The organism is Rhodococcus sp. AD45-ID (genome assembly GCF_003023755.1).
In the GTDB taxonomy this organism is placed as follows: Bacteria; Actinomycetota; Actinomycetes; order Mycobacteriales; family Mycobacteriaceae; genus Rhodococcus_F; species Rhodococcus_F globerula.
Map to the genome: position 1 here is coordinate 1,035,899 of NZ_PYHL01000001.1, position 25,428 is coordinate 1,061,326.

The 25,428-nt window shown below is 62.3% G+C and carries 29 protein-coding genes and 4 tRNA genes; 6 read left to right on the plus strand and 27 right to left on the minus strand.

Annotated features, from left to right (window positions below; all coding sequences use genetic code 11):
• Positions 1-7: 7 nt before the first annotated feature.
• From C7T36_RS04605 to C7T36_RS04670, 14 genes are all read right to left on the minus strand, one after another.
• The gene (locus C7T36_RS04605; RefSeq protein ID WP_275586646.1) at positions 8-1,123 is read right to left on the minus strand and encodes an ABC transporter ATP-binding protein; all 1,116 of its coding nucleotides are present in this window, start codon (positions 1,121-1,123) and stop codon (positions 8-10) included.
• A gap of 255 nt (positions 1,124-1,378) precedes the next feature.
• On the minus strand, positions 1,379-1,765 hold the full coding sequence (rplL, locus tag C7T36_RS04610; protein ID WP_033236464.1) for a 50S ribosomal protein L7/L12: 387 nt from the start codon (positions 1,763-1,765) through the stop codon (positions 1,379-1,381).
• A 78-nt stretch (positions 1,766-1,843) separates the two neighbouring features.
• Entirely contained in the window at positions 1,844-2,437 is a 594-nt protein-coding gene (gene rplJ / locus C7T36_RS04615; protein WP_033236465.1) for a 50S ribosomal protein L10, read from the minus strand.
• Positions 2,438-2,866: 429 nt separating this feature from the next.
• A complete protein-coding gene (rplA, locus tag C7T36_RS04620; protein ID WP_003941982.1) occupies positions 2,867-3,586 on the minus strand; it encodes a 50S ribosomal protein L1 in 720 nt (239 codons plus the stop codon).
• A gap of 111 nt (positions 3,587-3,697) precedes the next feature.
• Positions 3,698-4,132 carry a 50S ribosomal protein L11 gene (gene rplK / locus C7T36_RS04625; protein WP_033236466.1) on the minus strand — a complete coding sequence of 145 codons (435 nt, stop codon included), beginning with the start codon at positions 4,130-4,132 and terminating at the stop codon, positions 3,698-3,700.
• A gap of 61 nt (positions 4,133-4,193) precedes the next feature.
• Positions 4,194-5,045 carry a transcription termination/antitermination protein NusG gene (gene nusG / locus C7T36_RS04630; protein WP_033236467.1) on the minus strand — a complete coding sequence of 284 codons (852 nt, stop codon included), beginning with the start codon at positions 5,043-5,045 and terminating at the stop codon, positions 4,194-4,196.
• 83 nt (positions 5,046-5,128) lie between these two features.
• Positions 5,129-5,620, minus strand: a complete 492-nt coding sequence (secE, locus tag C7T36_RS04635; RefSeq protein WP_033236468.1) for a preprotein translocase subunit SecE — start codon at positions 5,618-5,620, stop codon at positions 5,129-5,131.
• A 31-nt stretch (positions 5,621-5,651) separates the two neighbouring features.
• Positions 5,652-5,724: transfer RNA gene (locus tag C7T36_RS04640), tRNA-Trp, on the minus strand.
• Positions 5,725-5,910: 186 nt separating this feature from the next.
• Positions 5,911-6,336, minus strand: coding sequence for a (3R)-hydroxyacyl-ACP dehydratase subunit HadB (gene hadB, locus C7T36_RS04645; RefSeq protein ID WP_033236469.1), 426 nt, complete (start codon positions 6,334-6,336; stop codon positions 5,911-5,913).
• Entirely contained in the window at positions 6,323-6,808 is a 486-nt protein-coding gene (gene hadA, locus C7T36_RS04650) for a (3R)-hydroxyacyl-ACP dehydratase subunit HadA (RefSeq protein WP_172936632.1), read from the minus strand. Before hadA ends, hadB begins: the two co-directional genes overlap by 14 nt.
• 155 nt (positions 6,809-6,963) lie before the next feature.
• The gene (rpmG, locus tag C7T36_RS04655; RefSeq protein ID WP_003941903.1) at positions 6,964-7,131 is read right to left on the minus strand and encodes a 50S ribosomal protein L33; all 168 of its coding nucleotides are present in this window, start codon (positions 7,129-7,131) and stop codon (positions 6,964-6,966) included.
• 61 nt (positions 7,132-7,192) lie between these two features.
• Positions 7,193-7,265: transfer RNA gene (locus C7T36_RS04660), tRNA-Met, on the minus strand.
• A 45-nt stretch (positions 7,266-7,310) separates the two neighbouring features.
• Positions 7,311-7,383 (minus strand) — tRNA-Thr (locus C7T36_RS04665).
• Between the two features lie 425 nt (positions 7,384-7,808).
• Positions 7,809-7,891: transfer RNA gene (locus C7T36_RS04670), tRNA-Tyr, on the minus strand.
• A gap of 222 nt (positions 7,892-8,113) precedes the next feature.
• On the opposite strand from C7T36_RS04670, the gene C7T36_RS04675 reads away from it, so the two are divergent.
• Entirely contained in the window at positions 8,114-8,605 is a 492-nt protein-coding gene (locus tag C7T36_RS04675) for a YajQ family cyclic di-GMP-binding protein (RefSeq protein ID WP_033236471.1), read from the plus strand.
• Positions 8,606-8,676: 71 nt separating this feature from the next.
• Here the strand turns inward: C7T36_RS04675 and htpX are convergent, their stop codons facing one another.
• Together htpX and C7T36_RS04685 are read right to left on the minus strand one after the other, a co-directional pair.
• Positions 8,677-9,540 carry a zinc metalloprotease HtpX gene (gene htpX, locus C7T36_RS04680; protein WP_084703053.1) on the minus strand — a complete coding sequence of 288 codons (864 nt, stop codon included), beginning with the start codon at positions 9,538-9,540 and terminating at the stop codon, positions 8,677-8,679.
• Between the two features lie 138 nt (positions 9,541-9,678).
• The gene (locus tag C7T36_RS04685; protein ID WP_045071268.1) at positions 9,679-10,728 is read right to left on the minus strand and encodes a polyprenyl synthetase family protein; all 1,050 of its coding nucleotides are present in this window, start codon (positions 10,726-10,728) and stop codon (positions 9,679-9,681) included.
• Between the two features lie 104 nt (positions 10,729-10,832).
• Between C7T36_RS04685 and C7T36_RS04690 the strand changes: the two genes are divergently transcribed.
• A complete protein-coding gene (locus tag C7T36_RS04690) occupies positions 10,833-12,095 on the plus strand; it encodes a geranylgeranyl reductase family protein (protein WP_045071004.1) in 1,263 nt (420 codons plus the stop codon).
• 12 nt (positions 12,096-12,107) lie between these two features.
• Here C7T36_RS04690 and C7T36_RS04695 read toward each other — a convergent pair whose 3' ends face one another.
• From C7T36_RS04695 to menD, 4 genes are read right to left on the minus strand one after another with little or no spacing between them, the layout of a single operon-like run.
• Positions 12,108-12,806, minus strand: coding sequence for a demethylmenaquinone methyltransferase (locus C7T36_RS04695; RefSeq protein WP_033236474.1), 699 nt, complete (start codon positions 12,804-12,806; stop codon positions 12,108-12,110).
• Between the two features lie 37 nt (positions 12,807-12,843).
• Complete coding sequence (locus C7T36_RS04700; RefSeq protein ID WP_204369003.1) at positions 12,844-13,986, minus strand: glycosyltransferase family 1 protein; 1,143 nt, start codon at positions 13,984-13,986, stop codon at positions 12,844-12,846.
• Positions 13,987-14,043: 57 nt separating this feature from the next.
• The gene (locus C7T36_RS04705) at positions 14,044-14,487 is read right to left on the minus strand and encodes a DUF3592 domain-containing protein (protein WP_033236475.1); all 444 of its coding nucleotides are present in this window, start codon (positions 14,485-14,487) and stop codon (positions 14,044-14,046) included.
• Complete coding sequence (gene menD / locus C7T36_RS04710; protein ID WP_033236476.1) at positions 14,484-16,097, minus strand: 2-succinyl-5-enolpyruvyl-6-hydroxy-3-cyclohexene-1-carboxylic-acid synthase; 1,614 nt, start codon at positions 16,095-16,097, stop codon at positions 14,484-14,486. The genes C7T36_RS04705 and menD overlap by 4 nt, the downstream gene beginning before the upstream one ends.
• 67 nt (positions 16,098-16,164) lie before the next feature.
• On the opposite strand from menD, the gene C7T36_RS04715 reads away from it, so the two are divergent.
• Positions 16,165-16,764, plus strand: coding sequence for a flavin reductase family protein (locus C7T36_RS04715; RefSeq protein WP_045071007.1), 600 nt, complete (start codon positions 16,165-16,167; stop codon positions 16,762-16,764).
• 43 nt (positions 16,765-16,807) lie between these two features.
• Complete coding sequence (locus tag C7T36_RS04720) at positions 16,808-17,635, plus strand: siderophore-interacting protein (RefSeq protein ID WP_045071271.1); 828 nt, start codon at positions 16,808-16,810, stop codon at positions 17,633-17,635.
• Between the two features lie 67 nt (positions 17,636-17,702).
• Here C7T36_RS04720 and C7T36_RS04725 read toward each other — a convergent pair whose 3' ends face one another.
• From C7T36_RS04725 to C7T36_RS04735, 3 genes are read right to left on the minus strand one after another with little or no spacing between them, the layout of a single operon-like run.
• A complete protein-coding gene (locus tag C7T36_RS04725) occupies positions 17,703-18,149 on the minus strand; it encodes a DUF6918 family protein (RefSeq protein ID WP_033236504.1) in 447 nt (148 codons plus the stop codon).
• Positions 18,150-18,197: 48 nt separating this feature from the next.
• Complete coding sequence (locus C7T36_RS04730; protein WP_045071009.1) at positions 18,198-19,208, minus strand: o-succinylbenzoate synthase; 1,011 nt, start codon at positions 19,206-19,208, stop codon at positions 18,198-18,200.
• Position 19,209: 1 nt separating this feature from the next.
• A complete protein-coding gene (locus C7T36_RS04735; protein WP_045071274.1) occupies positions 19,210-19,854 on the minus strand; it encodes a PaaI family thioesterase in 645 nt (214 codons plus the stop codon).
• An 83-nt stretch (positions 19,855-19,937) separates the two neighbouring features.
• Between C7T36_RS04735 and C7T36_RS04740 the strand changes: the two genes are divergently transcribed.
• Both C7T36_RS04740 and C7T36_RS04745 read left to right on the plus strand, forming a co-directional pair.
• Entirely contained in the window at positions 19,938-20,831 is an 894-nt protein-coding gene (locus C7T36_RS04740; protein ID WP_045071276.1) for a 1,4-dihydroxy-2-naphthoyl-CoA synthase, read from the plus strand.
• 49 nt (positions 20,832-20,880) lie between these two features.
• Complete coding sequence (locus C7T36_RS04745; protein WP_045071012.1) at positions 20,881-21,267, plus strand: VOC family protein; 387 nt, start codon at positions 20,881-20,883, stop codon at positions 21,265-21,267.
• A 63-nt stretch (positions 21,268-21,330) separates the two neighbouring features.
• Here C7T36_RS04745 and C7T36_RS04750 read toward each other — a convergent pair whose 3' ends face one another.
• From C7T36_RS04750 to C7T36_RS04765, 4 genes are read right to left on the minus strand one after another with little or no spacing between them, the layout of a single operon-like run.
• On the minus strand, positions 21,331-21,693 hold the full coding sequence (locus C7T36_RS04750; protein ID WP_172936292.1) for a hypothetical protein: 363 nt from the start codon (positions 21,691-21,693) through the stop codon (positions 21,331-21,333).
• Positions 21,690-22,433: an ABC transporter ATP-binding protein gene (locus tag C7T36_RS04755; protein ID WP_051730716.1), complete on the minus strand. Its 744-nt coding sequence runs from the start codon at positions 22,431-22,433 to the stop codon at positions 21,690-21,692. The genes C7T36_RS04750 and C7T36_RS04755 overlap by 4 nt, the downstream gene beginning before the upstream one ends.
• The gene (locus C7T36_RS04760) at positions 22,430-23,173 is read right to left on the minus strand and encodes an ABC transporter ATP-binding protein (protein WP_106939688.1); all 744 of its coding nucleotides are present in this window, start codon (positions 23,171-23,173) and stop codon (positions 22,430-22,432) included. Before C7T36_RS04760 ends, C7T36_RS04755 begins: the two co-directional genes overlap by 4 nt.
• Positions 23,166-25,418, minus strand: a complete 2,253-nt coding sequence (locus tag C7T36_RS04765; protein WP_106939689.1) for an ABC transporter permease — start codon at positions 25,416-25,418, stop codon at positions 23,166-23,168. The genes C7T36_RS04760 and C7T36_RS04765 overlap by 8 nt, the downstream gene beginning before the upstream one ends.
• Between the last annotated feature and the right edge of the window lie 10 nt (positions 25,419-25,428).

Here is a 25,428-nt window from a genome sequence, read left to right on the forward strand (position 1 = left end):
GTTATGCCTACCCTTGTCCGTGAGTCGTGTTTCCGTAGGGATCACCCTCATAAGCTGGAATTACCTGTGTATCCTGCGAGCTTCCGTCCCACTCCCCCTGGTACTCGCTCGCGTCCGCGTAGGCGTGGTTGAACTGACCCGCCTCCTCGTTGAGGCTGTCCTGGATTGCCGCCTGCGCGTTCACCGGCAGTGTGTGCATGATCTGACGGACGCGTTCCTGACGACGACGAACAGCCTGACGCTCCGGATTACCGGGCGTCGCCTTCATCTGCGGCACAATGCCCTCGACGTCGTCGACACCGCCGGCATGGTGACCGGCATCCACGAGCGCCTGCTCGTGCGCCATCTGAGCCTCGTCCTTCTCCTCCGACATACCGATCGGACCGATCATCGTGCCGTTGAGGAACTGCTTGACCACCGGCTCATCCGAGGTGAGCAACACCTCACGAGGACCGAACATCACCAACTGACGGCGGAACAGCATCCCGATGTTGTCCGGCACCGTACGAGCAAGGTTGATGTTGTGCGAGACAATCAAAATCGTGGCATCGGACTGAGCATTGATATCGATCAACGTCTGACTGATGTACGTCGTACGCACCGGATCGAGACCCGAGTCCGGCTCGTCGACCAAGATGATCTCCGGATCGAGCACCAACGCGCGAGCCAGACCGGCACGCTTACGCATACCACCGGAAATCTCGCCCGGAAGCTTGTCCTCCGCACCGACCAGACCCGTCAGATCGAGCTTCTCCATCACGATCTTGCGGATATCGGATTCCGACTTCTTCGTATGCTCACGGAGCGGAAACGCGATGTTGTCGTACAAATTCATCGAACCGAACAACGCACCGTCCTGGAACAGCACACCGAACAACTTACGAATCTCGTAGAGCTCCTTCGAGGAACACTGCAAAATATCCGTGCCGTCGATCACGATGGAACCCTGCTCGGGGCGGAGCAAACCGATCAAAGACTTCAAGAACACCGACTTGCCGGTACCCGAGGGCCCCAGCAATGCGCTCACCTCACCAGCGGGAAGCGTCAACGACACGTCCTGCCAAATCCTCTGCGACCCGAAAGACTTAGTCAGCCCGTCTACCGCTACCTCTACTCCCACCACTACCTCCGCGCCGTCCGATGCATCCACCCGATGTGGGTTGGGTCACTCTATCGCATGGAAGTGTTACCCGTGACTGCGAATACTACTAACGAGTAAGTACGAAGCACAAACTAACACGCACCCTGAATCGGACACGCATCCGACCTGCGCCGATCCGGACATTCCCGCCGGATGCGCCCAATAAAAAAGAGGGCCACTTCCCGTAGGAAGTGACCCTCTTTCGACTACTCGAGGTGAGCAGCGGAGAAAACCGTCTTACTTGACGGAGATCTTTGCGCCGGCGCCTTCGAGCTTTTCCTTTGCAGCTTCAGCTGCTTCCTTCGAAACCTTCTCCAGGATTGCCTTCGGAGCGCTCTCGACGAGATCCTTGGCTTCCTTCAGGCCGAGGCCGGAAACGACCTCACGGACGACCTTGATGACCTGGATCTTCTTGTCGCCAGCCGACTCGAGGACGACGTCGAACTCGTCCTGCTCTTCAGCAGCTTCTGCGCCGGCAGCCGGTGCGCCTGCAGCGGCGACGGCGACGGGAGCAGCAGCGGTGACCTCGAAGGTCTCCTCGAATGCCTTAACGAACTCCGAGAGCTCGAGGAGGGTGAGCTCCTTGAACTGGTCCAACAACTCTTCGGTGCTGAGCTTCGCCATTGTGGCGGTCCTTCCTGTAAGTCCCATGTCGCTGATCCGCGACCGGGCGGGGATATAGCAGTGATGCGCGGGTGCGGATCAGCTTTCGGCTTCGGCCTCGGCCGGAGCCTCGGTAGCAGCCTCTGCGGCAGCAGCCGGAGCTTCTGCAGCTCCGCCTTCTGCGGCCTTCTTCTCCTGCAGTGCAGCGGCCAAACGGGCCATCTGCGAAGCGGGAGCATTGAACAGGCCTGCGGCCTTTGCCAAGTTGCCCTTCATCGCGCCGGCAAGCTTTGCCAACAGGATTTCGCGGGATTCGAGATCCGCGATCTTGTTGACCTCGTCCACGGACAGCGCAGCGCCGTCCATGTAGCCGCCCTTGATGATGAGCGCCTTGTTTTCCTTTGCGAAGTTCTTCAGTGCCTTCGCAGCGTCGACCGGTTCGCCCTTGATGAATGCAATGGCGGTCGGTCCGACGAACAGGTCATCAAGGCCCTCGATGCCAGCCTCAGCGGCGGCACGCTTAACCAGGGTGTTCTTGGCGACGGAGTAGGTGGCACCTTCTCCGAGAGCGCGTCGCAGTGTCGTGATGTTGCCCACTGAAAGACCACGGTATTCCGTGATCACAGCAGCGGTCGAACCCTTGAACTGCTCGGTGATTTCCGCAACTGCGGAAACCTTCTCAGGCTTTGCCATACTTCGCCTCCTCTCGTGACAGTCGTTATCCCACTTCGGAACCGCCGCGGCTCACCAGGAGAACCTGACAAGCCACAAGTCCTAGACATGCAAAACGCCCCGGCGCAGGGCGCACGGGGCGTACAGAGGAGACAAACGGAAGCGAAAAGAACCACCACAGAATGCGTTCCCCCTTACCTCGTCCTCCTGCGTGGGTCGCCGGACATTTCCGGACTTTTAACTGCACTCATCGCTAAGCGCAATAACCAACGGTCTTGGGTAGAACATGATTTTGGGGTGAAGTTCATATCCAGCACTGAACTCCGCGTTGAAGACTACCTCACCGGGCAACACATCACCAAATCGCCCCTGGGCCCTCTCCCTGAATGCAAAAAAGAAGGCCGATAGGGAGGTAATCCCTATCGGCCTTCTTTCAGTTCAGCGGACTGCTTACGCGTCTGCAGCATCCTCGAGGAGGTTGCGGGTACGGTTCGGATCCACCGGGATGCCCGGACCGGTGGTGGTCGAAACCGTGATCTTCTTCACGTAGCGGCCCTTGGCCGACGAGGGCTTCGCACGCAGGATCTCGTCCAGCGCTGCGCCGTAGTTCTCCACCAGCTTCTCATCGTCGAACGATGCCTTGCCGATGACGAAGTGCAGGTTGGCCTGCTTGTCGACGCGGAAGTTGATCTTTCCGCCCTTGATGTCGTTGACAGCCTTCGTGACATCCGCGGTAACGGTGCCCGTCTTGGGGTTCGGCATCAGGCCACGGGGTCCGAGGACACGGGCGATGCGGCCGACCTTGGCCATCTGATCAGGAGTCGCGATTGCGGCGTCGAAATCGACCCATCCACCCTGGATGCGCTCGATCAGGTCTTCTGCACCGACTACGTCAGCGCCTGCAGCCTCGGCTTCTGCTGCCTTCTCGCCAACGGCGAACACGATGACGCGAGCGGTCTTACCGGTGCCGTGGGGCAGGTTGACCGTTCCGCGGACCATCTGGTCAGCCTTACGGGGGTCGACGCCCAGACGAACTGCAACCTCTACGGTTGCATCCATCTTGGTGGACGACGTCTCCTTGGCGAGCTTTGCAGCCTGAAGCGGGCTGTAGAGCTTGTCTGCGTCGATCTTCTCAGCGGCGGCGAGGTACGCCTTGCTGCGCTTTGCCATTTCTTCTGTCCTTACTTATCACTGCAGAGAGTTACTTGGTGCAGTGGTGAATGGTTCAGTTGTGGTCAGGGCCTGGCCGGCCCTCCCACGTGATGCTGTGGAGCTGCTGAATTAGCCCTGGACCGTGATGCCCATGGAACGAGCGGTGCCGGCGATGATCTTCGCGGCCTGCTCGATGTCATTGGCATTGAGGTCTTCAGCCTTGGTCTTCGCGATTTCGCGCACCTGATCCATGGTTACCGAGGCAACCTTGGTCTTGTGCGGTTCGCCGGAGCCCTTGGCTACGCCGGCTGCCTTGAGGAGCAGTCGAGCAGCGGGAGGGGTCTTCAGCTTGAAATCGAAGGTCCGGTCTTCGTAGACCGAGATCTCGACCGGCACAACGTTGCCGCGCTGGGACTCAGTCGCCGCGTTGTAGGCCTTGCAGAACTCCATGATGTTCACGCCATGCTGACCGAGCGCGGGACCCACGGGAGGTGCAGGGTTAGCCTGACCTGCCTGGATCTGCAGCTTGATGAGCCCGGCGAGCTTCTTCTTCTTTGGGGGCATCTCTAGTTCCTAGTTTCTAGCTTGGGTGTGTGTCTTGCGTCTAACAGTGCAAGTGTGGGGGTTAGATCTTCGCGACCTGGTTGAAGTTCAACTCAACCGGAGTTTCACGTCCGAAGATCGATACGAGGACCTTGAGCTTCTGCTGCTCTCCGTTGACCTCGCTGATGCTGGCAGGCAATGTCGCGAACGGGCCGTCCATGACCGTGACGGATTCGCCGATCTCGAAGTCCACCTCGATGAGGGGCTTGCCGAAGGACTCGACCGGCGCCTCGCCTGCTGCGACGGCAGCTGCTGCAGCCTGCTGCTTCTTCTGCTCTTGCTGAGGAAGCAGGAACTTGACGACGTCGTTGAGAGACAGCGGCGACGGACGCGAGGTGGCACCGACAAATCCGGTGACGCCGGGCGTGTTGCGCACTGCGCCCCACGATTCGTCGTTGAGTTCCATGCGGACCAGGATGTAGCCGGGGAGAACCTTGCGGTTGACCTGCTTGCGCTGGCCGTTCTTGATCTCGGTGACCTCTTCGGTGGGAACTTCCACCTGGAAGATGTAGTCGCCGACGTCGAGGTTCTGAACGCGGGTCTCGAGGTTGGTCTTGACCTTGTTCTCGTAACCGGCGTACGAGTGGATGACGTACCAGTCGCCTGGTGCGCGGCGCAGAGCAGCCTTCAGTTCCGCAACCGGATCTTCTACTTCGATGTCGGCTGCCGGAGCAGCGTCGTCGGAGTTCTCGGCGTCCTCGGAGATGATGTCCTCGGTTGCCTCGGTCTGCGCGGCTTCGGTGCCGTCTGCAGCGTCTTCGGCAGCGTCGGTATCGGTGCCTTCGCCAGCCTCGACGTCTACTTCGGCTGCCGCCTCGGCAGAAACACGCTCTTCGGCCAAGGCCTCATTCGTGTCGTTCTCGGGGGTGCTCACTGGGGCACTCGCTTCCTCTCGTTACTCGGACCCGTGCGGGTCTTTCTCGCGCTCGCAGGCAAGGACGCCCGACGATTCGACAATCAGCCGAACAGCCAGGTAACGCCCTTGATCACAGCGATATCGACGCCGCTGATGAAAGCGACCATGAAGACCACGAACGCCAGCACGACGCTGGTATAGGTGACCATCTGCTTACGGTTCGGCCAGATGACCTTGCGGAGTTCTGCGATGACCTCGCGGAAGAACTTGCGAAGGCGCTTGAAGAGGTTGTCTTTCTTCGCCTTGGGGTTCTTACCGGGGTTCTTTGCAGTCGCCTTCGGCGACGCCGTCCGAGCCGGAGTCTTCACGGTGGACGCTGCAACCGAGGCGCCGCGTGCAGCGCGCTTGCCGGTCGGCTTGTTGGAAACCCCACTTGATGCGGAAGCCGCCTCTACGGCGTCTCCCTTGTCCAGCGAAAGATCGGAACGCGTGGCCGCGTCAGCTGCAGTGTCGTCGACAGCCTTCGAAGCGGAAGACGGTGAAGTCTCCGCGTCCGAAGCGTCGGCGTCGCGCTTGTCGCGATCCTCGCTCACGTCGTTCCTCTCAGTCGCTGGCATCCGGGGGCAGGGGCGACAGGACTTGAACCTGCAACCTGCGGTTTTGGAGACCGCTGCTCTGCCAGTTGAGCTACGCCCCTTTGGTTGACGTCCGCAGCCGGGCACTTTCATGCCCTGCTGGTTCGGTTAACCGCTCTGCGATCACACAACATACGCGCTACCCGATGTGAACATCTTGCGACGTTCAGGGCAGCGCGCAGCGCTGAGGAATCCCAGAAATCTCAGTGTACTTCAAAGCCCCGGAACAAACACAATCTACCCGGCTATCAGGCCAGACGGACTGTGGCCGTGGCGCGGCCGAAGATTTTTCTACCTTCGGATTTTGCCACAATTGCCAGTACTGCAGTCTTGCTGTCTTCGTCGATCGACTTCACCTTGGCGGTGAACTCGATCTCGGCAGCCTTGTCGGCTGCCACGATTACCGGACTAGTAAACCGTACATTGTATTCGGTTACCGCACCCGGGTCCCCTAGCCATTCGGTGACGTATCCGGCACCCATGCCCATGGAGAGCATGCCGTGCGCCACCACATCGGGCAGGCCGGCAAGTCGAGCAACCTCGTCACTGAAGTGAATCGGGTTTGGATCTCCCGATACGCCCGTGTAATTGACGAGGTTTCCACGCGTGACGGTGACGGTCTTCTCAGGAAGAAGATCGCCGACATTCACGTCGGAAAATTTACGGAGCGACATGCATCATCACATCCTTGACTGCGTGGGCGATGTTCTCGTCCACCTCACCACCGGTGCGGGCAACCAGAGTTGTCCACATTGTGACGGTCTCTCGACCGTGCTGGTTGATGATGATGTTCTTGGTCACGATGATGTCACTACCTGCAGCCTGCCTGAACGAATCCAGATAGACGTCGCAGAACAGTCGATCCCCCACCTGAATCGGTTCGTGAAGCACGATCCGTTGATCCGTATGGAGAATCTGACTCAAGTCGTAGCCGGTGACAACTTCTTCGAAGAGTCGACGTTGGGCAATGCCGCCGACGATCGCAACAAACGTCACCGGAGCAATCAGGCCGTCGTATCCGAGGCCCTTTGCAGCGGTTTCGTCGTAATGCGCAGGATGCGAATCCTGGACGGAGCGAGCGAACTCGCGCACCTTCTCGCGCCCGACCTCGTAGAAGTCTTCGACACGATAATGGTGACCGACCATCTGGACGGCATGAGCGGCCGGGTCCGTAGGGACCTCGGCCGCTGCCTTGTTCTCTTGCAAATCAGTCACGCGGAGAAACTCTCTTCTAGCTAGGACCCGAAGACGCAGGCCCCAAGAGGGTCTTCCGCGAAAATCGTCGTCCCGTTAAGGACTTGCTACTTCGACTCGCGATGCGACTGGTGAGTTCCGCAGTTGGGGCAGAACTTCTTGAGCTCCAGGCGATCGGGGTCGTTGCGCCGATTCTTCTTGGTGATGTAGTTACGGTGCTTGCATACCTCGCAGGCCAAGGTGATCTTGGGCCGAACGTCGGTCGAGGAGGCCACGGGATGCCTTCTTTCGGGTGTATCTGATTACGAACAATCAGGGTGGATCATGCATATTGTGTAGCGGTGACCGGACTTGAACCGGCGACGCAACGATTATGAGTCGTTTGCTCTACCAACTGAGCTACACCGCCTCGGTGTCGAGTGTCGCGCAAAAAGCGCGGCACCACAATCCAGCGAGCCCCCTAACGGAATCGAACCGTTGACCTTTTCCTTACCATGGAAACGCTCTACCGACTGAGCTAAGGGGGCGTGGCTTCCGGAGTGCGTTGCCGCTCTCTTGAAGCCTCCGAAAGATTACACACGAACGCGCTCCAGCACCAAATCGCCAGGTCATCGGGGCAAAATCAGTGCCGCAGCCCATTGTTGCACCGATCCGAGCCCATGGCGAGGCCTTTGACGCAACGGATATCGGCCCATTGACGGCCGCTCGTGCCTAATTACGGCCGTTCGTGCCCGAGAACGACGACGCTGAGAACGACGACACTGAGAACGGCCACACCGCGTCTCGGCCGACAGCGCACTGCATCGCTGTATCTACAACTCTGTATCTACCTACTGCTGCGCCTTCGACTACTCGACGCGATCGGAGCCGGAACAGCCTGAGCTGGAGCAGCCGGGGCCGAACACAAACAAGTCAGCCCCGATCCTGATTCAGGATCGGGGCTGACTTGTTGTGGCAGATGTAGGATTCGAACCTACGTAGGCATAAGCCGACGGATTTACAGTCCGCTCCCATTGGCCGCTCGGGCAATCTGCCGTGCTGCACCAGGTCTTGATCCGATGCACTCGCAAGTATATCGCGGCGCGCAGCGGCCAAGAACGGCTTCCTTGGTGCGGAAAGAAGAATACAACGAACCCACCCCCATTTTGCAAACCGGGTGGTGAGCGGCGGTGCCGACCCGATAACGTCGAGGTGTCCACCGGCACGGAAGGTGGGCAGACCTCGATGTTGTGACTACCGGAAAGCGGGAGTGTAGAAGTGGCTGATTCGTCCTTCGACGTGGTGAGCAAAGTAGACCGTCAAGAGGTGGACAACGCCCTGCATCAAGCTGCCAAGGAGCTGACCACACGCTTCGACTTCCGGAACACCGGTGCGTCGATCGAGTGGTCGGGTGAAGAAACGATCACGTTGAACGCCGACACCGAGGAGCGCTTGCTGGCGGCCCTCGAGGTGTTCAAGGAAAAGTTGATTCGCCGGGACATCTCCCTGAAGGCATTCGATGCGGGAGAGCCGGCACAGTCCGGAAAGATCTACAAACTGTCCGGAACGTTGGTCCAGGGCATCTCCAGTGAGAACGCGAAGAAGATCACCAAGAAGATCCGTGACGAGGGCCCCAAGGGCGTCAAAGCACAGATCCAGGGTGAGGAGCTGCGCGTCAGCAGCAAGAAGCGCGACGACCTTCAGGGCGTCATCTCCCTGCTCAAGGGTGAGGACTTCGGGATCGCCCTGCAGTTCGTGAACTACCGGTAGTAGGGGCTGCGCCCCTGTGCGCCTTTTTGGTAGTTCCGACGACCAGAAAGGCGCACCGGGGCCGAAGGCCCCTACATCCCCGCCATCTTCTCCAAACGCTCGATCCGCTCCGCCATCGGCGGATGCGTGGAAAAGAGCCTGCTCATCTTCTCCCCCGCCCGGAACGGGTTTGCGATCATCAGATGCGACTGCGCCGCCAATCGAGGCTCAGGGGGCAACGGAGCCGCCGCTACACCTGCCTCCAGCTTTCGTAGCGCCGACGCCAGCGCCAGTGGGTCACCGGTGAGCTCGGCTCCCGATTGATCGGCCTGATACTCCCGTGAGCGCGAGACCGCCAGTTTGACCACGGTGGCTGCGATCGGCCCCAGAAGCGAGACCAGCAGCAATGCAATCGGGTTGCTTCCCTGACCGTTGCCTCGTCCGCCGAACATGCTGGCGTACATCGCGAAGTTCGCCAGGCCGGAAATGACGGCAGCCATGGCCCCGGCGACCGAAGAGATCAGGATGTCCCGGTTGTAGACGTGCGAGAGTTCGTGCCCGAGTACTGCTCGCAGTTCTCGTTCGTTCAACAAACCCATGATTCCGCTGGTCACACATACCGCAGCGTGGCGCGGATTACGGCCGGTTGCGAAGGCATTCGGTGCGTTTGTCGGGCTGATGTAGAGCCTGGGCATCGGCTGATGCGCTGTAGTCGCCAGTTCGCGCACGATGCGATAGATCACGGGCGCTTCGACCTCGGTGATGGGCTGGGCATGCATCGACCGCAACGCCAGCTTGTCGCTGTTGAAATAGACGTAGGCGTTCATTCCGACGGCAAAAAGTACGGATAACCACAAGATGGTCGGGTTGCCGAACAACGATCCGATGAACACGATCAGGGCAGACATGCCCAGCAGCAGCCCGAAAGTCTTGGCTCCGTTTGCGTAGCCGTGCACAGCGCTCAACCCCTTACCCGTAACGAGCTCGACTGCTCGCGTGTAACTTCGCGGCTTTTGCAGCCGACCCGTTAGCACAACGAAGAGCAAGGGTGTTCGGGTTCCCGGGGCAACGCGAACGGTGTACGCGGTTAAACGTCAGCCAACCCGTCGAACCGTGTAGTCGATCAAGCGAACGAGGGCCTCGTTGGCCGGGCCTTGCGGCAACTCTGCCAGCTGAGCCAGGGCTGCATCGACATATTCGCCCAGCTTTGCTTTGGCTTTGGTCATTCCCGGTGAACGTTCGAGCAAGGCGAGGGCCTCCTCGACGTCAGCATCCTCGGTGACCGGGCCGGCAAGCAGCTCGCGAAGACGATCCGCATCGGCGCCCTCTTCCTCGAAGGCATACAGCACAGGAAGCGTGTGGACCCCCTCGCGCAGGTCGGTGCCAGGGGTTTTACCCGACTGTTCCGAAACGGAGGAGATGTCGATGATGTCGTCGACGATTTGAAATGCGGTGCCGACGGCGTCGCCGAGTCGCTCGAGTCGTTCGATCTGGGTGGCGTCGGATCCCGAGAAAGTTCCACCGAATCGACCGGAAGCGGCGATCAGCGAACCGGTTTTCTCCCACACGACCTTGAGGTAATGCTCGATCGGATCCTGTTCCTGCCTGGCACCGATCGTCTCGCGCATCTGTCCGGTGACCAACTCGGCAAACGTTTCCGCGATGATGCGAACGGCTTCGGGCCCGAGCGTCGACACCAGTCTTGACGCGTGAGCGAACAGGTAGTCACCGGCGAGGATGGCAATACTGTTGCCCCAGCGAGCATTTGCACTGGGTGCGCCGCGGCGCATCTCCGCCTCGTCCATGACGTCGTCGTGATAGAGCGTCGCGAGGTGCACGAGTTCGGTGACCGTGGCAGCGGTGACGATGGACGGATCGGTCGGATTGGGTCCGAGTTGGGCCGTCAGGATCGTGAACAGCGGCCGGAACCGCTTGCCACCTGCGCGCGCGAGGTGCAGGGCGGCTTCGGTGAGGAAGTCCTCCCCGTCGGACAGCTCGCTGACCAACAACTCTTCGACATCGGCGAGTCCACTACGGACAACATCAGCAAGCTTCTCGTCGCCCAGGTCTATGCCCGCTACGACGGTGCTCACTGCCGTTGTGTCGGCAGCAGTTTTTTCGGTGCTCACGATGTCAGTACCCATTCCTGTCGTCAGTGACGGCTCGGTTCCCACGGTAGTGAACCTAGCGGTTCGCACTTGGCACGGCCTCGCCACGGTCTCGATCACGAGCCTGGGAAGATGTGAGTGTGTCCGCCGAAGAGCAGTCCCCCGCCGTGAATTCCCAGCCGACCGAAACTGACATTGTGGTCATCGGTGCAGGTCCTGCGGGTTCTTCGGCCGCTGCATGGGCCGCGCGCAGTGGCCGCGACGTCGTCCTGATCGATGCGGCCGTGTTCCCCCGAGACAAGACATGTGGTGATGGACTCACTCCGCGGGCCGTCGCCGAGCTTGATCGACTAGGCCTCGGAGAGTGGGTTAGGTCACACACGACGAACAAGGGGCTCCGGCTATCAGGCTTCGGCCAAGAGCTGGAAATGGAGTGGCCGTCCACAGCGTTCCCCTCTATCGGCAGCGCTGTCCCCCGCGCCGAGCTGGACGATCGGATCCGACGATGCGCGATCGAGTCCGGTGCGGTGATGCTGGAAGGCACCAAAGCCGTCGACGTCGACCGTGACGGTGATCGGGTCAGTGCAGTTGTGCTGTCCGGCCCCTCGGGAACCAGCACTCTGCGGTGCCAGACCCTCATCGTCGCCGACGGTGTTCGTTCGACGCTCGGCAAGAAGCTGGGGCGGCAGTGGCATCGGGACACCGCGTACGGAGTGGCCGCGCGCGCTTATGTCGGAACTCCCCGCAGCGCCGATCCCTGGATTACGTCGCACCTGGAACTGCGTGACGGCGACGGCACCCTACAGGCGGGATACGGCTGGATTTTCCCGCTGGGCACCGGCGAGGTGAACATCGGCGTCGGCACCCTTGCGACAGCCAAGCGGCCGGCCCCCGGAGCGTTGCGCCCGCTGCTGGATCTGTACACCGATCAGCGCCGCGGCGAATGGCAGTGGAACAGTGAAATCCATTCCGTTGCTTCAGCTTTGCTACCGATGGGCGGCGCGGTATCCAATATCGCCGGCCGTAACTGGGCGATCATCGGCGATGCCGCGGCGTGTGTGAATCCACTCAACGGCGAGGGTATCGACTACGGCCTCGAGGGTGGACGGTTGATCGTCGAACACCTCGGCGACGGCGATCTGACCGAACTGTGGCCGAGCGTCCTACGCGAGCATTACGGGCAGGCGTTCTCCGTCGCGCGGCGTCTTGCCGGGCTGCTCACGGTTCCGCGGTTCCTCCCCGCGTCCGGCCCGATCGCGATGCGGTCGAAGGCAATGATGACCGTCGCGGTCAGGGTGATGGGCAACCTCGTCACCGACGCCGACGCTGATCTGACGGCGCGGGCCTGGCGAGCGTCGGGAGCCGCATCCCGAAGGATCGACTCCCGTCCGCTGTTCGGCTGATTACAGCAGGTTTCAGCGCGTCGCGTGATGTAGCGCCACGACGCCGCCGGTGAGGTTGCGCCACTTGACGTTCTTCCACCCGGCTGCCTCGATCTTGCGTGCCAGTTCTTCCTGCGTCGGCCAGGCGCGAATGGATTCGGCGAGGTAGACGTACGCGTCGGGGTTGCTGCTGACGGCGCGGGCCACCTGTGGGAGTGCCTTCATGAGGTACTCCATGTAGACGGTGCGGAAGGGCCCGAAGACGGGCGTCGAGAATTCACTGACGACAAGGCGTCCACCTGGTTTGGTGACGCGGGCGATCTCCCGCAAGCCGGCCTCGAAGTCGGAGACATTGCGCAGACCGAAGGAGATGGTCGCTGCGTCGAATACGTCGTCGGCGTATGGCAGGAACATGGCGTCACCGGCCACCATCGGGACTTTGCGGGAGCGACCTGCCTGCAGCATGCCCTTGGAGAAGTCGGTGGCGACGCACCACGCGCCCGACCGGCCCAGTTCAACGGTCGAGACTCCGGTGCCTGCGGCGAGGTCGAGAACCTTCTCGCCCGGCTTGAGATCGAGGGCCTCTCGCGTTGCCTTGCGCCAGCCTTTGTCCTGGCCGAAGGACAGCACGGTGTTGGTCAGGTCGTATCGCTCGGCGACGTCGTCGAACATCGACGCGACCTCGCGCGGTTGTTTGTCGAGAGTTGCCCGGGTTCCGTGTGTAGTCGCCACACGTCAAACGCTACCAACACTCGCGAAGTGGGCTGGTTCAGGCTGCTCGGGCGCCTGTTCGCCGGCCAAGACCTTGCACGTCCTCGTAGTGATTCAGCAACTCGTCGCAGATGGCCGGCCACGTCCGGTGCAGGACCGACCGCCGAGCGGCCGAACCGAACTGCACTCGCAGATCGCGCTGACGGAGGGCGTCGATTGCGCTGGGGAGAAGTTCACCGAATCTGTCCACCGGCAGGAGGTAGCCGTTGCGGCAATGCGAGACGAGATCCCGCGGGCCGCCCGCGTCCGGCCCGACGACGGGTATACCGCTCGCCAGCGCTTCCTGGACGGCTTGGCAGAACGTCTCGTGCTCTCCCGGGTGCACGAAAACGTCCAAGCTGGCGTAGGCCTCGGCAAGATCGGTTCCGCCGAGCGCGCCGGTGAAGACCGCGTCGGGCAACAGCGCGCGCAAGCGCTCTCGGTCCGGCCCGTCGCCGACGATCACGAGTTGCAGGCTGCGATCTCCGGCCAACGCGGACAATCGTTCGACGTGTTTCTCCGGTGCCAGCCGTCCCACAAAGCCGACAACCAGGCGATCACTGTCCCCGCTCCAGGTTCGGCGCAGAGCGGAGCTACGACGCGACGGCGCGAATCTTGCTGCGTCGACGCCCCTCGCCCACTTGTGGACCCGGGGAATTCCGTGTTCTTCGAGGGCGTCGACGGCGGAGGTGGACGGCGCGAGGGTTCTGTTGCAGCTCTTGTGAATTCGCCGGGTCCACGCCCACGCTGCCCTGCTGGTGAGGCCGAGTCCGTAGCTTTCGGCAAAGCCCGCGACATCGGTTTGATAGACGGCGACGGTAGGAACGTGGAGTCGTTTGGCGATGCCTACTCCCCCGGCGCCGAGGAGGAAGGGCGACGCGAGGTGCATGACGTCAGGCGCAAAGGCGCGAACGGCGGCGGTCAATCGTGGTTGTGGCAGTCCGACCGGTAGCGAACTGACTTTCGGAACCATGACGGCGGGCACTCGGTGCACGGCGACGCCGTCGTGCTGGGTGGGGGCGTGCCCATTTCCCACGGTGTCCGGCGCGATGACCATCGCGTCATGGCCGGTTCGGTCGAGATGTTCGAGCACGCGTAGGACCGAGTTGGTGACGCCGTTCATGTTGGGCAGGAATGACTCCGCAACGATGGCTACTCTCACACCGATCACGGTGACAGTGCGAGGGAAAGTCCGTGCCGTGTTCGTGTGAAGCGCAGGCTAATTCGAGGTGACGGGCTCTGACGTGCGCACCAGGGCCTCACGTTTGCGCAGGTACCAGACGGCGGGTCCGGCCAGGAGCCACGTCACGACGATGACCGATCCGGCGGGAATCAGCGCGACACTCGCGCTGCGGCCGGCCACCCGGACCAGGTCGGGGTCGGTCTTGTAGTACTCGACCTCGATGCGTTGTCCGACAGTCAGATTGGTGGGATAGAGCACGCCGAGTTCGGGATTGTGGTTCGCGCCGTCCGGCGTCACGAAGCTGATAGCGGACCGCAGCGAACCGGCGGAGAGCACCTCGGCGGTTGCGGTCCCCATGTTCGATTCGATGGTCCGGTCGTTCCGCCAGGCACCGAGTACGAGGATGACCGCGAGAACCGAAATGCCGATCGCAACGACGAGGATTCCGATGCGGAAACGGCGCAGAACCACGTCGCTCACAGTTGCGCTCGCACTGATGCGTGCAGTTCCCGCAAACCGCTGCGGTCGGTGGGAACCTCGAGAACCCGGATACCTGCAGCGGGTTGTGCCAGCGCTTCCGTGAGCTTGTCGACGCTCACGGCGGTGTGCGGAACGCGGTAGGCGGCGCACAGTGCTGCCAGGTCCATGCCGTGTGGCGTGCCGAAGACACGCTCGAACACTCCGGCGTACTGCGGATCGCCTTGCTCGAGCAGTTCGAATATTCCGCCGCCGTCGTCGTTGGCGACGATGATCGTGAGGTCGCGAGGCCGCGGTTCCCCGGTCCCGATCAGGAGCCCGGAGGCATCGTGCAGGAAGGTGAGGTCGCCCATCAGGGCGATTGTTCGTCCCTCGTCGTAGGCCAGAGCAGCGCCGACGGCGGCCGAAACTGTGCCGTCGATCCCGGCGACGCCGCGGTTGGACAGCACTCGCACCGACGACTTCGGGTAACTCACCAGCGCCGCGTCGCGCACCGGGTTGGAAGCTCCGAGAAGCAACTGGTCACCGTCGCCCAGAGAACCCATCACCGCTGCGGCTACGTGCAGGCCGGTGGCCTTGGGGTGGGCAGCCAGCTGCTTGGCGACGGCCGCGTCGGCGTGCTCGGTCAGCGACATGCATCGCGCGATCCACGCCGGGTCCGGTGTTCCGCTCACGACGGCCCTGGTTCCGGTGGCAAGGACGTTGCCCGACACGTCGGGCCAGCGCGGCCCGGTAGTGAGCGCATAGACGTCGACGCTCGGGTCGGCCAGCACCTTGGACACCTGACGATGCAGCGTGGGACGGCCGGTGATGACTACCTGCCGGGGTTTGAGTTGTGCCAAAGCCAGTGGATGCAACGCAATTCCGTGCAGCGGCGCGGTGGGTTCGGCGACGGTCGGCAGTCCGGCGAGTTCGGGTCGCAGCGCGCTGCCGTGGCCGGAGACGACAACGGTGTCTGCGGTCAGATCCAGGTCGAGGGGGACGTCGAGTGTTGCGTTCTGCGTGGTGGTCCACGCTGCGCCGCCTGGCCGACCTTCCGGAACCGGCCCCTGCAGATGCACGTCGGGAACCAGCGGTTCGCGCAACGGTATGTCGAAGTGCACGGGCCCGGCGTTGCCTGACCGGGTTCCACGGGCAGCGGCGAGTACCCGGCACACCGCGGAACGCCACTGGCTGTTCTGCGTCGTATCGTCTTCGGCCAGCCCGAGGCTGATGGTGGCGCGCACCTGGCTGCCGAACAATCCGAGTTGCTCGACGGTCTGGTTGGCGCCGGTTCCGAGCATTTCGTACGGCCGGTTGGCGCTCAGGACTACCAGAGGCACTCGTGCGTAGTTCGCTTCGAGCACTGCGGGTCCGAGGTTCGCGACGGCCGTTCCGGACGTCATGACGATCGGCACCGGACGCTTGCCTGCGATTGCCAGTCCGAGCGCGAGGAAGCCGGCTGTCCGCTCGTCGATCCGCATGTGCAGACGCAGGCGTCCCTCGATGTCTGCGGACTGAAGGGCAAATGCGAGCGGCGCGTTGCGTGAGCCTGGGCAGAGCACGACTTCACGCACGCCACCACGAACCAGTTCGTCGACGACGGCTGTGGCTTGTGCTGTGGACGGATTCACGCCTTCAAGAGTGTCAGATGTTCGGGCCGGGCCGTTCCGAGGGGCGAGTCTGCGGCACCATGTGTGAGTGCGCACACTCTTCGATCCCTCCGACACCTCACCCCGCCGGTTCTATCAGTTGCTCACGGCGACGGTGGTTCCGCGGCCGATCGCCTGGGTGTCGACGCTCTCGGCCGACGGCGTCGGCAATCTGGCGCCGCACAGCTTCTTCACCGTGGCCAGTGCGGCCCCGCCGGTGGTGCAGTTCACCTCGGTTGGCCGCAAGGACAGTTTGCGCAACATCGAGGCGACCGGCGAGTTCGTGATCAACGTGGCAACGGCGTCGCTGTTCGACATGATCAACGACAGTTCGGCCCCCTACGCTCCCGGCGCCGACGAGTTTCTCGAGTTGGGTATTCGCAGTGAGCCGAGTGAACGCGTGCGCCCGCTTCGGGTCGCGGAATCGCCGGTTGCGATCGAATGCACGTTGCGCCAGGTCATCGAGGTCGGTGATTCGTTTGTGGTGATGGGCGACGTTGTTGCCGTCGCGGTTCGCCCGGACGCGTTGGCCGACGACGGCTTGCCGGAGTTCGCGGCGTTGGCACCGTTGAGTCGGTTGGGCCGCTCGGAATGGGGCCTGCCGCCGGAGGTTGTCGTCAAAGAGCGGCCCAGCAGACCGAAACGATAAGTTAGGATTGCCTGACCTACTGTCGTCGATCGAGGGTTCCGTCATGGCCAAGCGCTCCAAGTTCGTGAAACCGGTGTCACGCAGCATCACGTCAGCCGAAGTTGTCGCGAACAAACGGATCAGTCCCACCTTCATCCGCATCACGATTGCCGGCGAGGAGCTGGGCACCATCACCCCGATGGGCGCCGATCACTGGTTCCGCCTCTTCATCCCGCAAGCCGGCCAGAGTGAGCTGCGACTGCCGTCCGCGGCAAACAACCTCTGGTATGCGCAGTACCTGGTGATGTCCAAGGACACCCGTCCCGTGGTGCGTAATTACACGATCCGCGAGTACCGGCCCGCCGGATCCGGGCTCTTCGGCGACACAGCGGAAATCGACATCGACTTCGCCTTTCACGGCGATATCGGTCCGGCATCCGCGTGGGCTGACACGGCCTCGAGCGGCGACAAGGTAGCGCTTCTCGACGAGGGCTGCATCTACAACCCGACCGCCGACTGCACCTGGCAACTCCTGGTCGGAGACGAAAGTGCCCTACCGGCAATCGCCGGAATTCTCGAGACCGCAGACGCCGATCTGCGGGCAGAGGTCTTCATCGAGATCCCGAACGTCGAGGACAAGCAGGACCTCCCGCAGCTCGCTCACGTGAACGTGCATTGGATCATCCGGGAAGACACAGACACCAAGCCCGGAGCACTTGCCCTCGAGGCTGTTCGCGCGGCCGAACTTCCCGAAGGCCCGTCGTACACGTTTGTCGCCGGCGAGCAGGCCCTCACCACCGGGCTACGACGCCACCTCGTGAACGACCGCAAGTTCCCGAAAACCGACATCACGTTCACCGGGTTCTGGCGCGACGGCCACGCAGCGAACTGATCTGGCACAACGAAGAGCGGCCCGGGAGTGAAACCTCCCGGGCCGCTCTGTGTCGTGCTGGTCGAACTTATGCGGCGTGCTTCTGGATCAGATCACCCAGACGCGGCAGTGCGGCCGTTACGTGCTTCTGCGCCGAACCACGCAGCTTGGAGTACATCGACTTGACGACGGCCTTGTCGCTGCCTTCGATGCGCTCGTCCGTCACCTGGAGCAGTGAGTTGGCAACGGCGTCGCCGCGAGCCGTGATGAACTCCGCGAAGCTTCCGCCGCCCGAGGCGGAGAATTCCTGCCAGTACGGCTCGAGCTTTGCCACGAATTCGGGCAGAAGTGCGGTGACTGCGTCCGGCACGATGGACGGGCTCACCTTCTTGACTGCGCCGTAGCCGCCCTTGAGAGCTAGCCCTGAGGCCCCCGACTTATCCGAAACCTCTGCGTCGATCAAGGTCTGCACGTCCGCGACTACCGCGGGAAGCCGTGAATCCTCGAGCAGGGTTTCGTTCAGAGCTGCAACCACTTTCGATCCCTTCATTCTTGACTGATGTTCATCAGGTCGGGCCCGACACTATACGAAATTCAGCGCGCCTCGTTGATCGAGTATCCGATGACAGCGGCGGACGCGGCCCAGCCACCACGCGGTGCGTTCGGGCGTGGCCGTCAGCTGCGTGAGGATCGACGGATCAGGCTCGACCGCGCCGACTGACAGAGCACCCGAGATTGCCGGATCGACAACTGCGATATCCCGGACGAACAGCCCGCCAGTGCCCAATCCGCACGCAAACGGCAACTCGGGCAACGCAGCTGCGGCCGCGAGCCCCGACGCCATCCCGACTGCCGTATCGAGCGCACTGGACACCACCACCGGCACGCCGTACTCGGCAAGTTGAGTACTCAACGCGACCACCGCGCGCATACCGCCGAGTGGGGGCACCTTCACTATCGCGACGTCTGCTCCCCCAGCGCGCACCACTCGCAGCGGATCTTCCGCGCGCCTGATGCTCTCGTCCGCGGCAATCCGCACACCCGTCCCCGCTGCGCGCACCCGCACCAGTTCCTCGACGCTTGCGCACGGCTGCTCCGCGTACTCGAGTTCACCGCCTTCGGTCAGCGCCCGCAGCGCCACAACGGCCTCGTCGACGCTCCACCCACCGTTTGCGTCGACACGCACATTGGGGATGTGCCGACGGACCTCGTTCACCCGGGCAACGTCATCCGCCAACGACTGTCCTTTTTCGGCGACCTTGATCTTGGCTGTTCGCGATCCGGGAAAACGCTCCAACAATTCCGGCACCGCCGACGCGTCGATCGCGGGAACCGTGGCGTTGACCGGCACCGTGGCCCGAATCGCAGGCGGGGGGCCGAGCCACGCGGCTTCGATGCCGGCGCGCAGCCAGTGCGCGGCTTCCTCGTCGTCGTACTCGACAAACGGAGCGAACTCCCCCCATCCTGCCGGGCCGCGCAGAAGCAGCGCCTCACGCGTCGTGATCCCGCGAAAACGCACCCGCATCGGCAAACTCACCACAACTGCGTCGGCGATCAGATCGTCGAACGACGGCAACTCGAAGATGGGAGACATGTCAGGGCTGACCGGGGAGTAGCTCGATCATGAGCGCGTCACCGTCGACAAGTAGCTTTCCGTCGAGGTCGGTCAGCCGTGCACTGACAAACGTCTTACGGCCCTCCACCCGATCCACTTTTCCTTCGATCACCAATTGCGTGTTCAGCGGGGTGATCGCGCGGTAGTTGATGTGCAGGTAACCGGTTCGCGACATCGGGCGGCCACCCGCGTGGGTGGTCATGCCGAAGATGTCGTCGAACAGCAACGGCACGATTCCGCCGTGCGCCGCGCCGTTGCCACCGAGGTGGTAGCGCCGGAACATGCCGGTGCTGCGCACACCTTCGGCGTCGAATCTCTCGATTGTCCAGGGCGGCATGAGGAGACTGCCGCGACCAGGCAACTGAATATTCGAGCCTGCAGGCGACGCCCCTTCGGGCACCTCGTGCGGGGCCAGTCGATCGGCAAGTTCCTCCGCTTGCGTGGCGATCTCCGCGAGAACTTCGTCAGGGACGTGCGTCGACACCGCCAGGTCCTGCAACCTGCGCATCGCCTCGACGAAACGACCGAAGTCGGGACCTGCAGGTGTGTGGCGGAAGACCGGGAAACCGCCTCGACGCTCGTCGGGAACGACGGTCTCCTTGCCTTCTACGGTGGGTTCGCTCATGACCTGCACGTTAGCGCGTGGGGGAACATGTTCTACTCCAGGTACTCGTCGGGGTTACGATGCCTGCCTCTATCGTGACCTACGTGACCTTCAACCCGCAGCTTTGGCGCCCCGTTCCCGGATTCGAGAATCTCACCGACATCACGTATCACCGGCATGTCAGTCAAGGCACCGTTCGTATCGCCTTCGACCGCCCCGAAGTACGTAATGCCTTCCGCCCACACACCGTCGACGAGCTGTACCGGGCACTCGACCATGCCCGGATGACGTCCGACGTCGGCGCCGTGCTGCTCACCGGCAACGGACCGAGCAAGAAGGACGGCGGCTGGGCCTTCTGCTCCGGCGGCGATCAGCGCATCCGTGGCCGCAGCGGCTACCAGTATGCGGAAGGCGAAACGGCCGACACCGTCGACAAGGCTCGTGCCGGACGCCTCCACATCCTGGAAGTGCAGCGATTGATTCGTTTCATGCCCAAGGTGGTCATCTGCCTGGTCAACGGTTGGGCCGCCGGCGGCGGACACAGCCTGCACGTCGTCTGCGACCTCACCCTCGCGAGTCGTGAACATGCCCGCTTCAAGCAAACCGATGCCGACGTCGGCAGCTTCGACGGCGGGTACGGCAGCGCTTACCTCGCAAAGATGGTGGGCCAGAAGTTCGCTCGCGAAATCTTCTTCCTCGGCGACACCTATTCCGCTGAGGAAATGCACCAGATGGGCGCGGTCAACAAGGTTGTCGATCACGCCGAACTCGAGAACGTTGCCATCGAGTGGGCAGGCAAGATCAACGGCAAGTCCCCGCAAGCTCAGCGCATGCTCAAGTACGCGTTCAACCTGCAGGACGACGGCCTGGTCGGCCAGCAGCTATTTGCCGGTGAGGCAACACGTTTGGCATACATGACCGACGAAGCCGTCGAGGGCCGCGATTCCTTCCTCGAGAAGCGTGATCCCGACTGGTCGCCGTATCCCTGGTATTTCTGATTGCCGAGCATTTCTGATATCGCCGAGCGAGACGTGGAAGGATGGTTCCGTGGAGATTCTGAGCAGCCGAACCATATTGCGCCCCGATGACTACGAGATGACGCTGAGCTTCTACCGAGACACCCTCGGCCTGGCTATCGCCCGTGAATACCCCGGCGGCACAGTGTTCTTCGCCGGCCAGGGGTTGATCGAGATCGCCGCACACGGCGCCACAGGCAACGGTGGGTTCCGGGGCGCGATCTGGCTGCAGGTTCGCGATCTCACGGCCGTGCAAACGGAACTGGTGCTCGCCGGAGTCAAGATTGCCCGAGAGGCACGTCAGGAACCGTGGGGTCTGCACGAGATGTGGATCGCCGATCCCGACGGGACGCCGATCGTCATGGTGCAGATTCCGGACGATCATCCGATCCGACGCGACTCCCGAACGCCGCAGTAGTCTCCGAGCGCACGAAAATGCCCGCCACAGTTTCCGTGGCGGGCATTTTCAGTTGAGCCGGGTTCAGATGCGGGTGTTCAGTGCCTGTGCGATCTGATCGGTCTGGGCCTGGCCTTCGAGCAGCTGACGCACCAGCCACAACCGCAGGACCTTGGCGACGGACGCGGCGATGAACATCGCGGCTCCGATGACCGTCAACGCCAGGAACGCGATCGCCAAGATCTGGTACGACGCGATGTTGCGCAGGTCCGATTCGGTGAGCGAGGAGATGTAGAGGACGAATGCGCCGACTACCCCCACGATCATCAGGATCAGGCCGCCGAACAGTGTTTTCGCGTCGCCGCCGGACTGTCCCTTGTCGAGTTTGAGGTCGGTGATGTTCTTCTTGAACTCATCACGGCGATCTTCAACTGTCGTCATCGTCATCCTCCTAGATAACTGGTAGAAAGTTCTTCTTCGATCTCATGCGGGTCACCGACCCGAGTAACGCGACCCTGCAACATCAACGCCGCCGACGTCGCGATCGGCAACACCGCCCGCGCGAACTGCTCCGCCACGAGGATGGAAATACCTTCCGCGGCAAGTGAACCCACCACGTCGTACATTTGCGAGACAATCCGTGGTGCCAGACCCATCGACAACTCGTCGAGCAGCAACACCGTCGGATGAGTTCCCAATGCCCGCGAGAGAGCGAGCATCTGCTGCTCACCGCCCGACATCGAACCCGCCAACTGGCCCCGACGCTCCCCCAAAATCGGGAAACGTGTGTACGCAACCTCTTCCAGGTCCGCGAGCGAGGCTCCGGTTCCGGTGGCGATCCACAGGTTCTCCCGCACCGACAGGTTCGCGAAGATCCCGCGGCCTTCCGGGATGGAACACACACCCAACCGGGCGAGTTCGGACGCTTCGATTCCGTTGACGACCCGTCCGGCGAGTTTGAACTCCCCGCGTGTGACCGGTAGGACACCGGAGCACACCTTCAACGTGGAGGTTTTTCCGCCGCCGTTCGGCCCGAGCAACGCGACAACGGCGCCGGGCTGCAGGACGAGGTCCACGCCGTGGAGGACTTCGATGGCCCCGTAACCGGCACGCACACCCGATAATTCGAGCAACGGCTCCGGACGCGGTGTTTCGGCCGCTGCCGGGTCGATCGTTGCTGCGGTCATACTGCTTCCTCCTCGGTGCCGATGTACGCGGCGATCACGTCCGGGTCGGTGCGGATCTTCTCCGGATCACCCGAGGCCAACACCGCTCCGTAGTCGAGTACGTGAATCGTCGAGCACACCTTCATCACCAACGGAATATCGTGCTCGACCAGACAAATTCCCAGACCCCCGGCTGCGAGGTCGGTGAGCATCTGCGCGAACACCTCCGTTTCCTGCTCGGTCTGACCCGATGCCGGCTCGTCGAGAAGCAGAATCCGCGGGTTCGTCATCAAGGCCCGCGCGACCTCGACGACTCGGGCGCGGCCGGTGGGGATGTCGGAAACATCCTTGGCCGCTACATCGCTCAGGCCGGTCAGCTCGAGCAGTCGATCCGTTTCGGCGTCGACGTCGATCTTGTTGCCGCTGTTCGCTTTGTGGATGTCGCCGGCGACGCGCAGGTTGTCGCGCACCGACAACGAGACGAACAACTCGAGGCGCTGGAACGTGCGCGCCAAACCTTTGTTGGCGCGCTTGTGCGGCGCCAACTTCGTCACGTCCACGCCATCGAGGAAGACCTGTCCCGACGTCGGTTTCTGCAACCCGGTGATGGTGTTGAACAGGGTGGTCTTCCCGGCGCCGTTCGGGCCGATCAACCCGGTCACCGTTCCCGGGGCCACCGTCAGGGACACATCCTTGACGGCTACGTGGCCACCGAAACGTACCGTGACACCGCGGGTTTCGAGCAAAGGTGTCTCAGACATGAGCGGCCAACTCCTTTTCGGATTTGACGAGGTCGATGCCGAGTTCACGGTCGAGTTCGTCGCGGACGTCGTCGCTGTACGGGACGTCGATCCCGACCTCTTCCGGGACCAGTGTCTTCTTCGCCGCCAACTCCTCGGGGGTGAGAACTGCTGCCGGCATGACCATTTCACCGATCACCGGCAACAGGAACACCACGGCGATGGTGATGGAGGCAAACCACCAGTTCCCGAGTACCCCACCCAGGGCGAGCAGATACGTCACCGCGATCACGGCGGCGCCGCCGTAGAGGACCGGTGTGGCGTTCATCAAACGGCGGTACCCTTCGACGACCTGGTGGATGGTGCCGCTGGGGTTCGCGCCGACACCGATACCGATCAACGCCGGGCTCACTGCCGCGATGTTGCCCAGCAGCAGCCACATTCCCTCGAGTTCGGGCTGCGCCGACGCGAGGTTGGTGAACGAGACCATGATGACGGCAAAACCGATGCCCGCCATCAAACCACCGAACAGGGCGCCACTGACATAACCGATTCCGGCGACGACGGTGAGCATCAGCAACGACAACGAGACCATGATCGCGAAACTCTCACCCGAGACCGAGCCCATCGCGCTCGACATCAGGATGCCGCCCAATCCGGCGATGCCGGAGGAGATCATGAACACGCTCAGCTTGAGCCGAACCAGGGATTGGCCGAGCATCGCCGATCCGGCGGGGCTGTCCTTCATCGCGGCGAGTCGACGCCCGTAACCGCTGTTGCGCAACGCGATCACTCCGACACCGAGCACGGAGAACAGTGCCGTGACGGTCATCAGGAACACCGTGTCGTTACTGAGATCGAGCGGCCCCACCTTCAGTGGCGGGATCGCGATGTTGCCGTCCTTGAACAGCGAGTACCGGATGCCGAACATCTCGTGTTCGGTGGTATCACGCAGGACCATGTTGGAGAGGAACACACCGAACGCCATCGTCGCCAAAGCCAGATACAACCCGCGCAGACGCAGCGCCGGCAACGCGACGAGACCACCGATGACGGCGGTGACAAGCACACCGACGACGATGCCCCACAGGTTCAGATGCGCCGCCAACCCGCTACCGGAGATACCGAAATGGAACGCCACGATGGTAGCGATGGCACCGAAAGAGACCGGCGCCAAGTTCAATTCACCGGCATACCCGGTCAGCAACGTCAGCGAGAGCGCGATGATCGCGAACGTCATCCCGATCGTCAACGTCGTGATCGCCGACGTCACCATCAGCAGACGCAGCAGGTACACGATGACAATGAGCGCGACACCCCAGATGACGGCCTTGCGGACCGACGGGACGTGATACCGCTCGCGAGTACGAGTGACGGCGCCGCGCAGACGGTCCTGCGGCAGCACGATCAGCACCACGAACAACGCGATCATCGGCAGGGAGACACGGAAATTCGACGTCCAACTCCAACTCGTCGGGAAGTACGCCAACACGTACGTACCGGCGAGACCGAGAACCACGGCGCCGACAAACGTGCGCGGAATACTGCGCAACCGACCGAACATCGCGGCGGCAAACGCGTCGATCACCAACAGCGTCAACATGTTCGCTTCGAGGGTGCCGCCGCTGATCGGGGTGATCAAGATACCCGCCAACACCGCCAACGTCGATCCCATCGCCCACGACAACGCCGCCAAGCGTTCCGGGTTATGGCCGTTCAGGCGCAACAAATCCGGATCGTCGACGACACCGCGCATCGCGACACCGGCGCGGGTTTTGGTGAACAGGATCCGCAGGCCCACCGCGATACCGATCGCGACGAGGATGCAGATCAACTCGTGGTAGCGGATGCTCGCACCGAACACCGTGATCTTGGACTGATCACCGAAGAACATCTGCATCGTGCGCGCGGTCTCCGGATGCCAGAACCAGTGCGAGATCGAGAGCATACCCAGCAGGATCGACACCGTGACAACAATTTTGGTGACCTCCGCCGTATCGCGCAGGCCCTTCATGATGAACACATACAGGCCCAGCCCCATCAACGGGCCGACCACAACCAAAGAAATCAACAGCGCAACCACGGTCGGGAGTTCCCAGCCGTACCGCAACTGCCAGTAGATGAACGCGCCGAGCATCGCCTGAGCGCCGTGCGCGAAATTGAAAATTCCGGACGTGTTGTACGTGAGCACCAACCCGGAAGCGGCGATCGCGTACACCGATCCCAGGACCAAACCCAGGATCGTGAAAGTGACAAAAGTGTTCATAACTGAACCC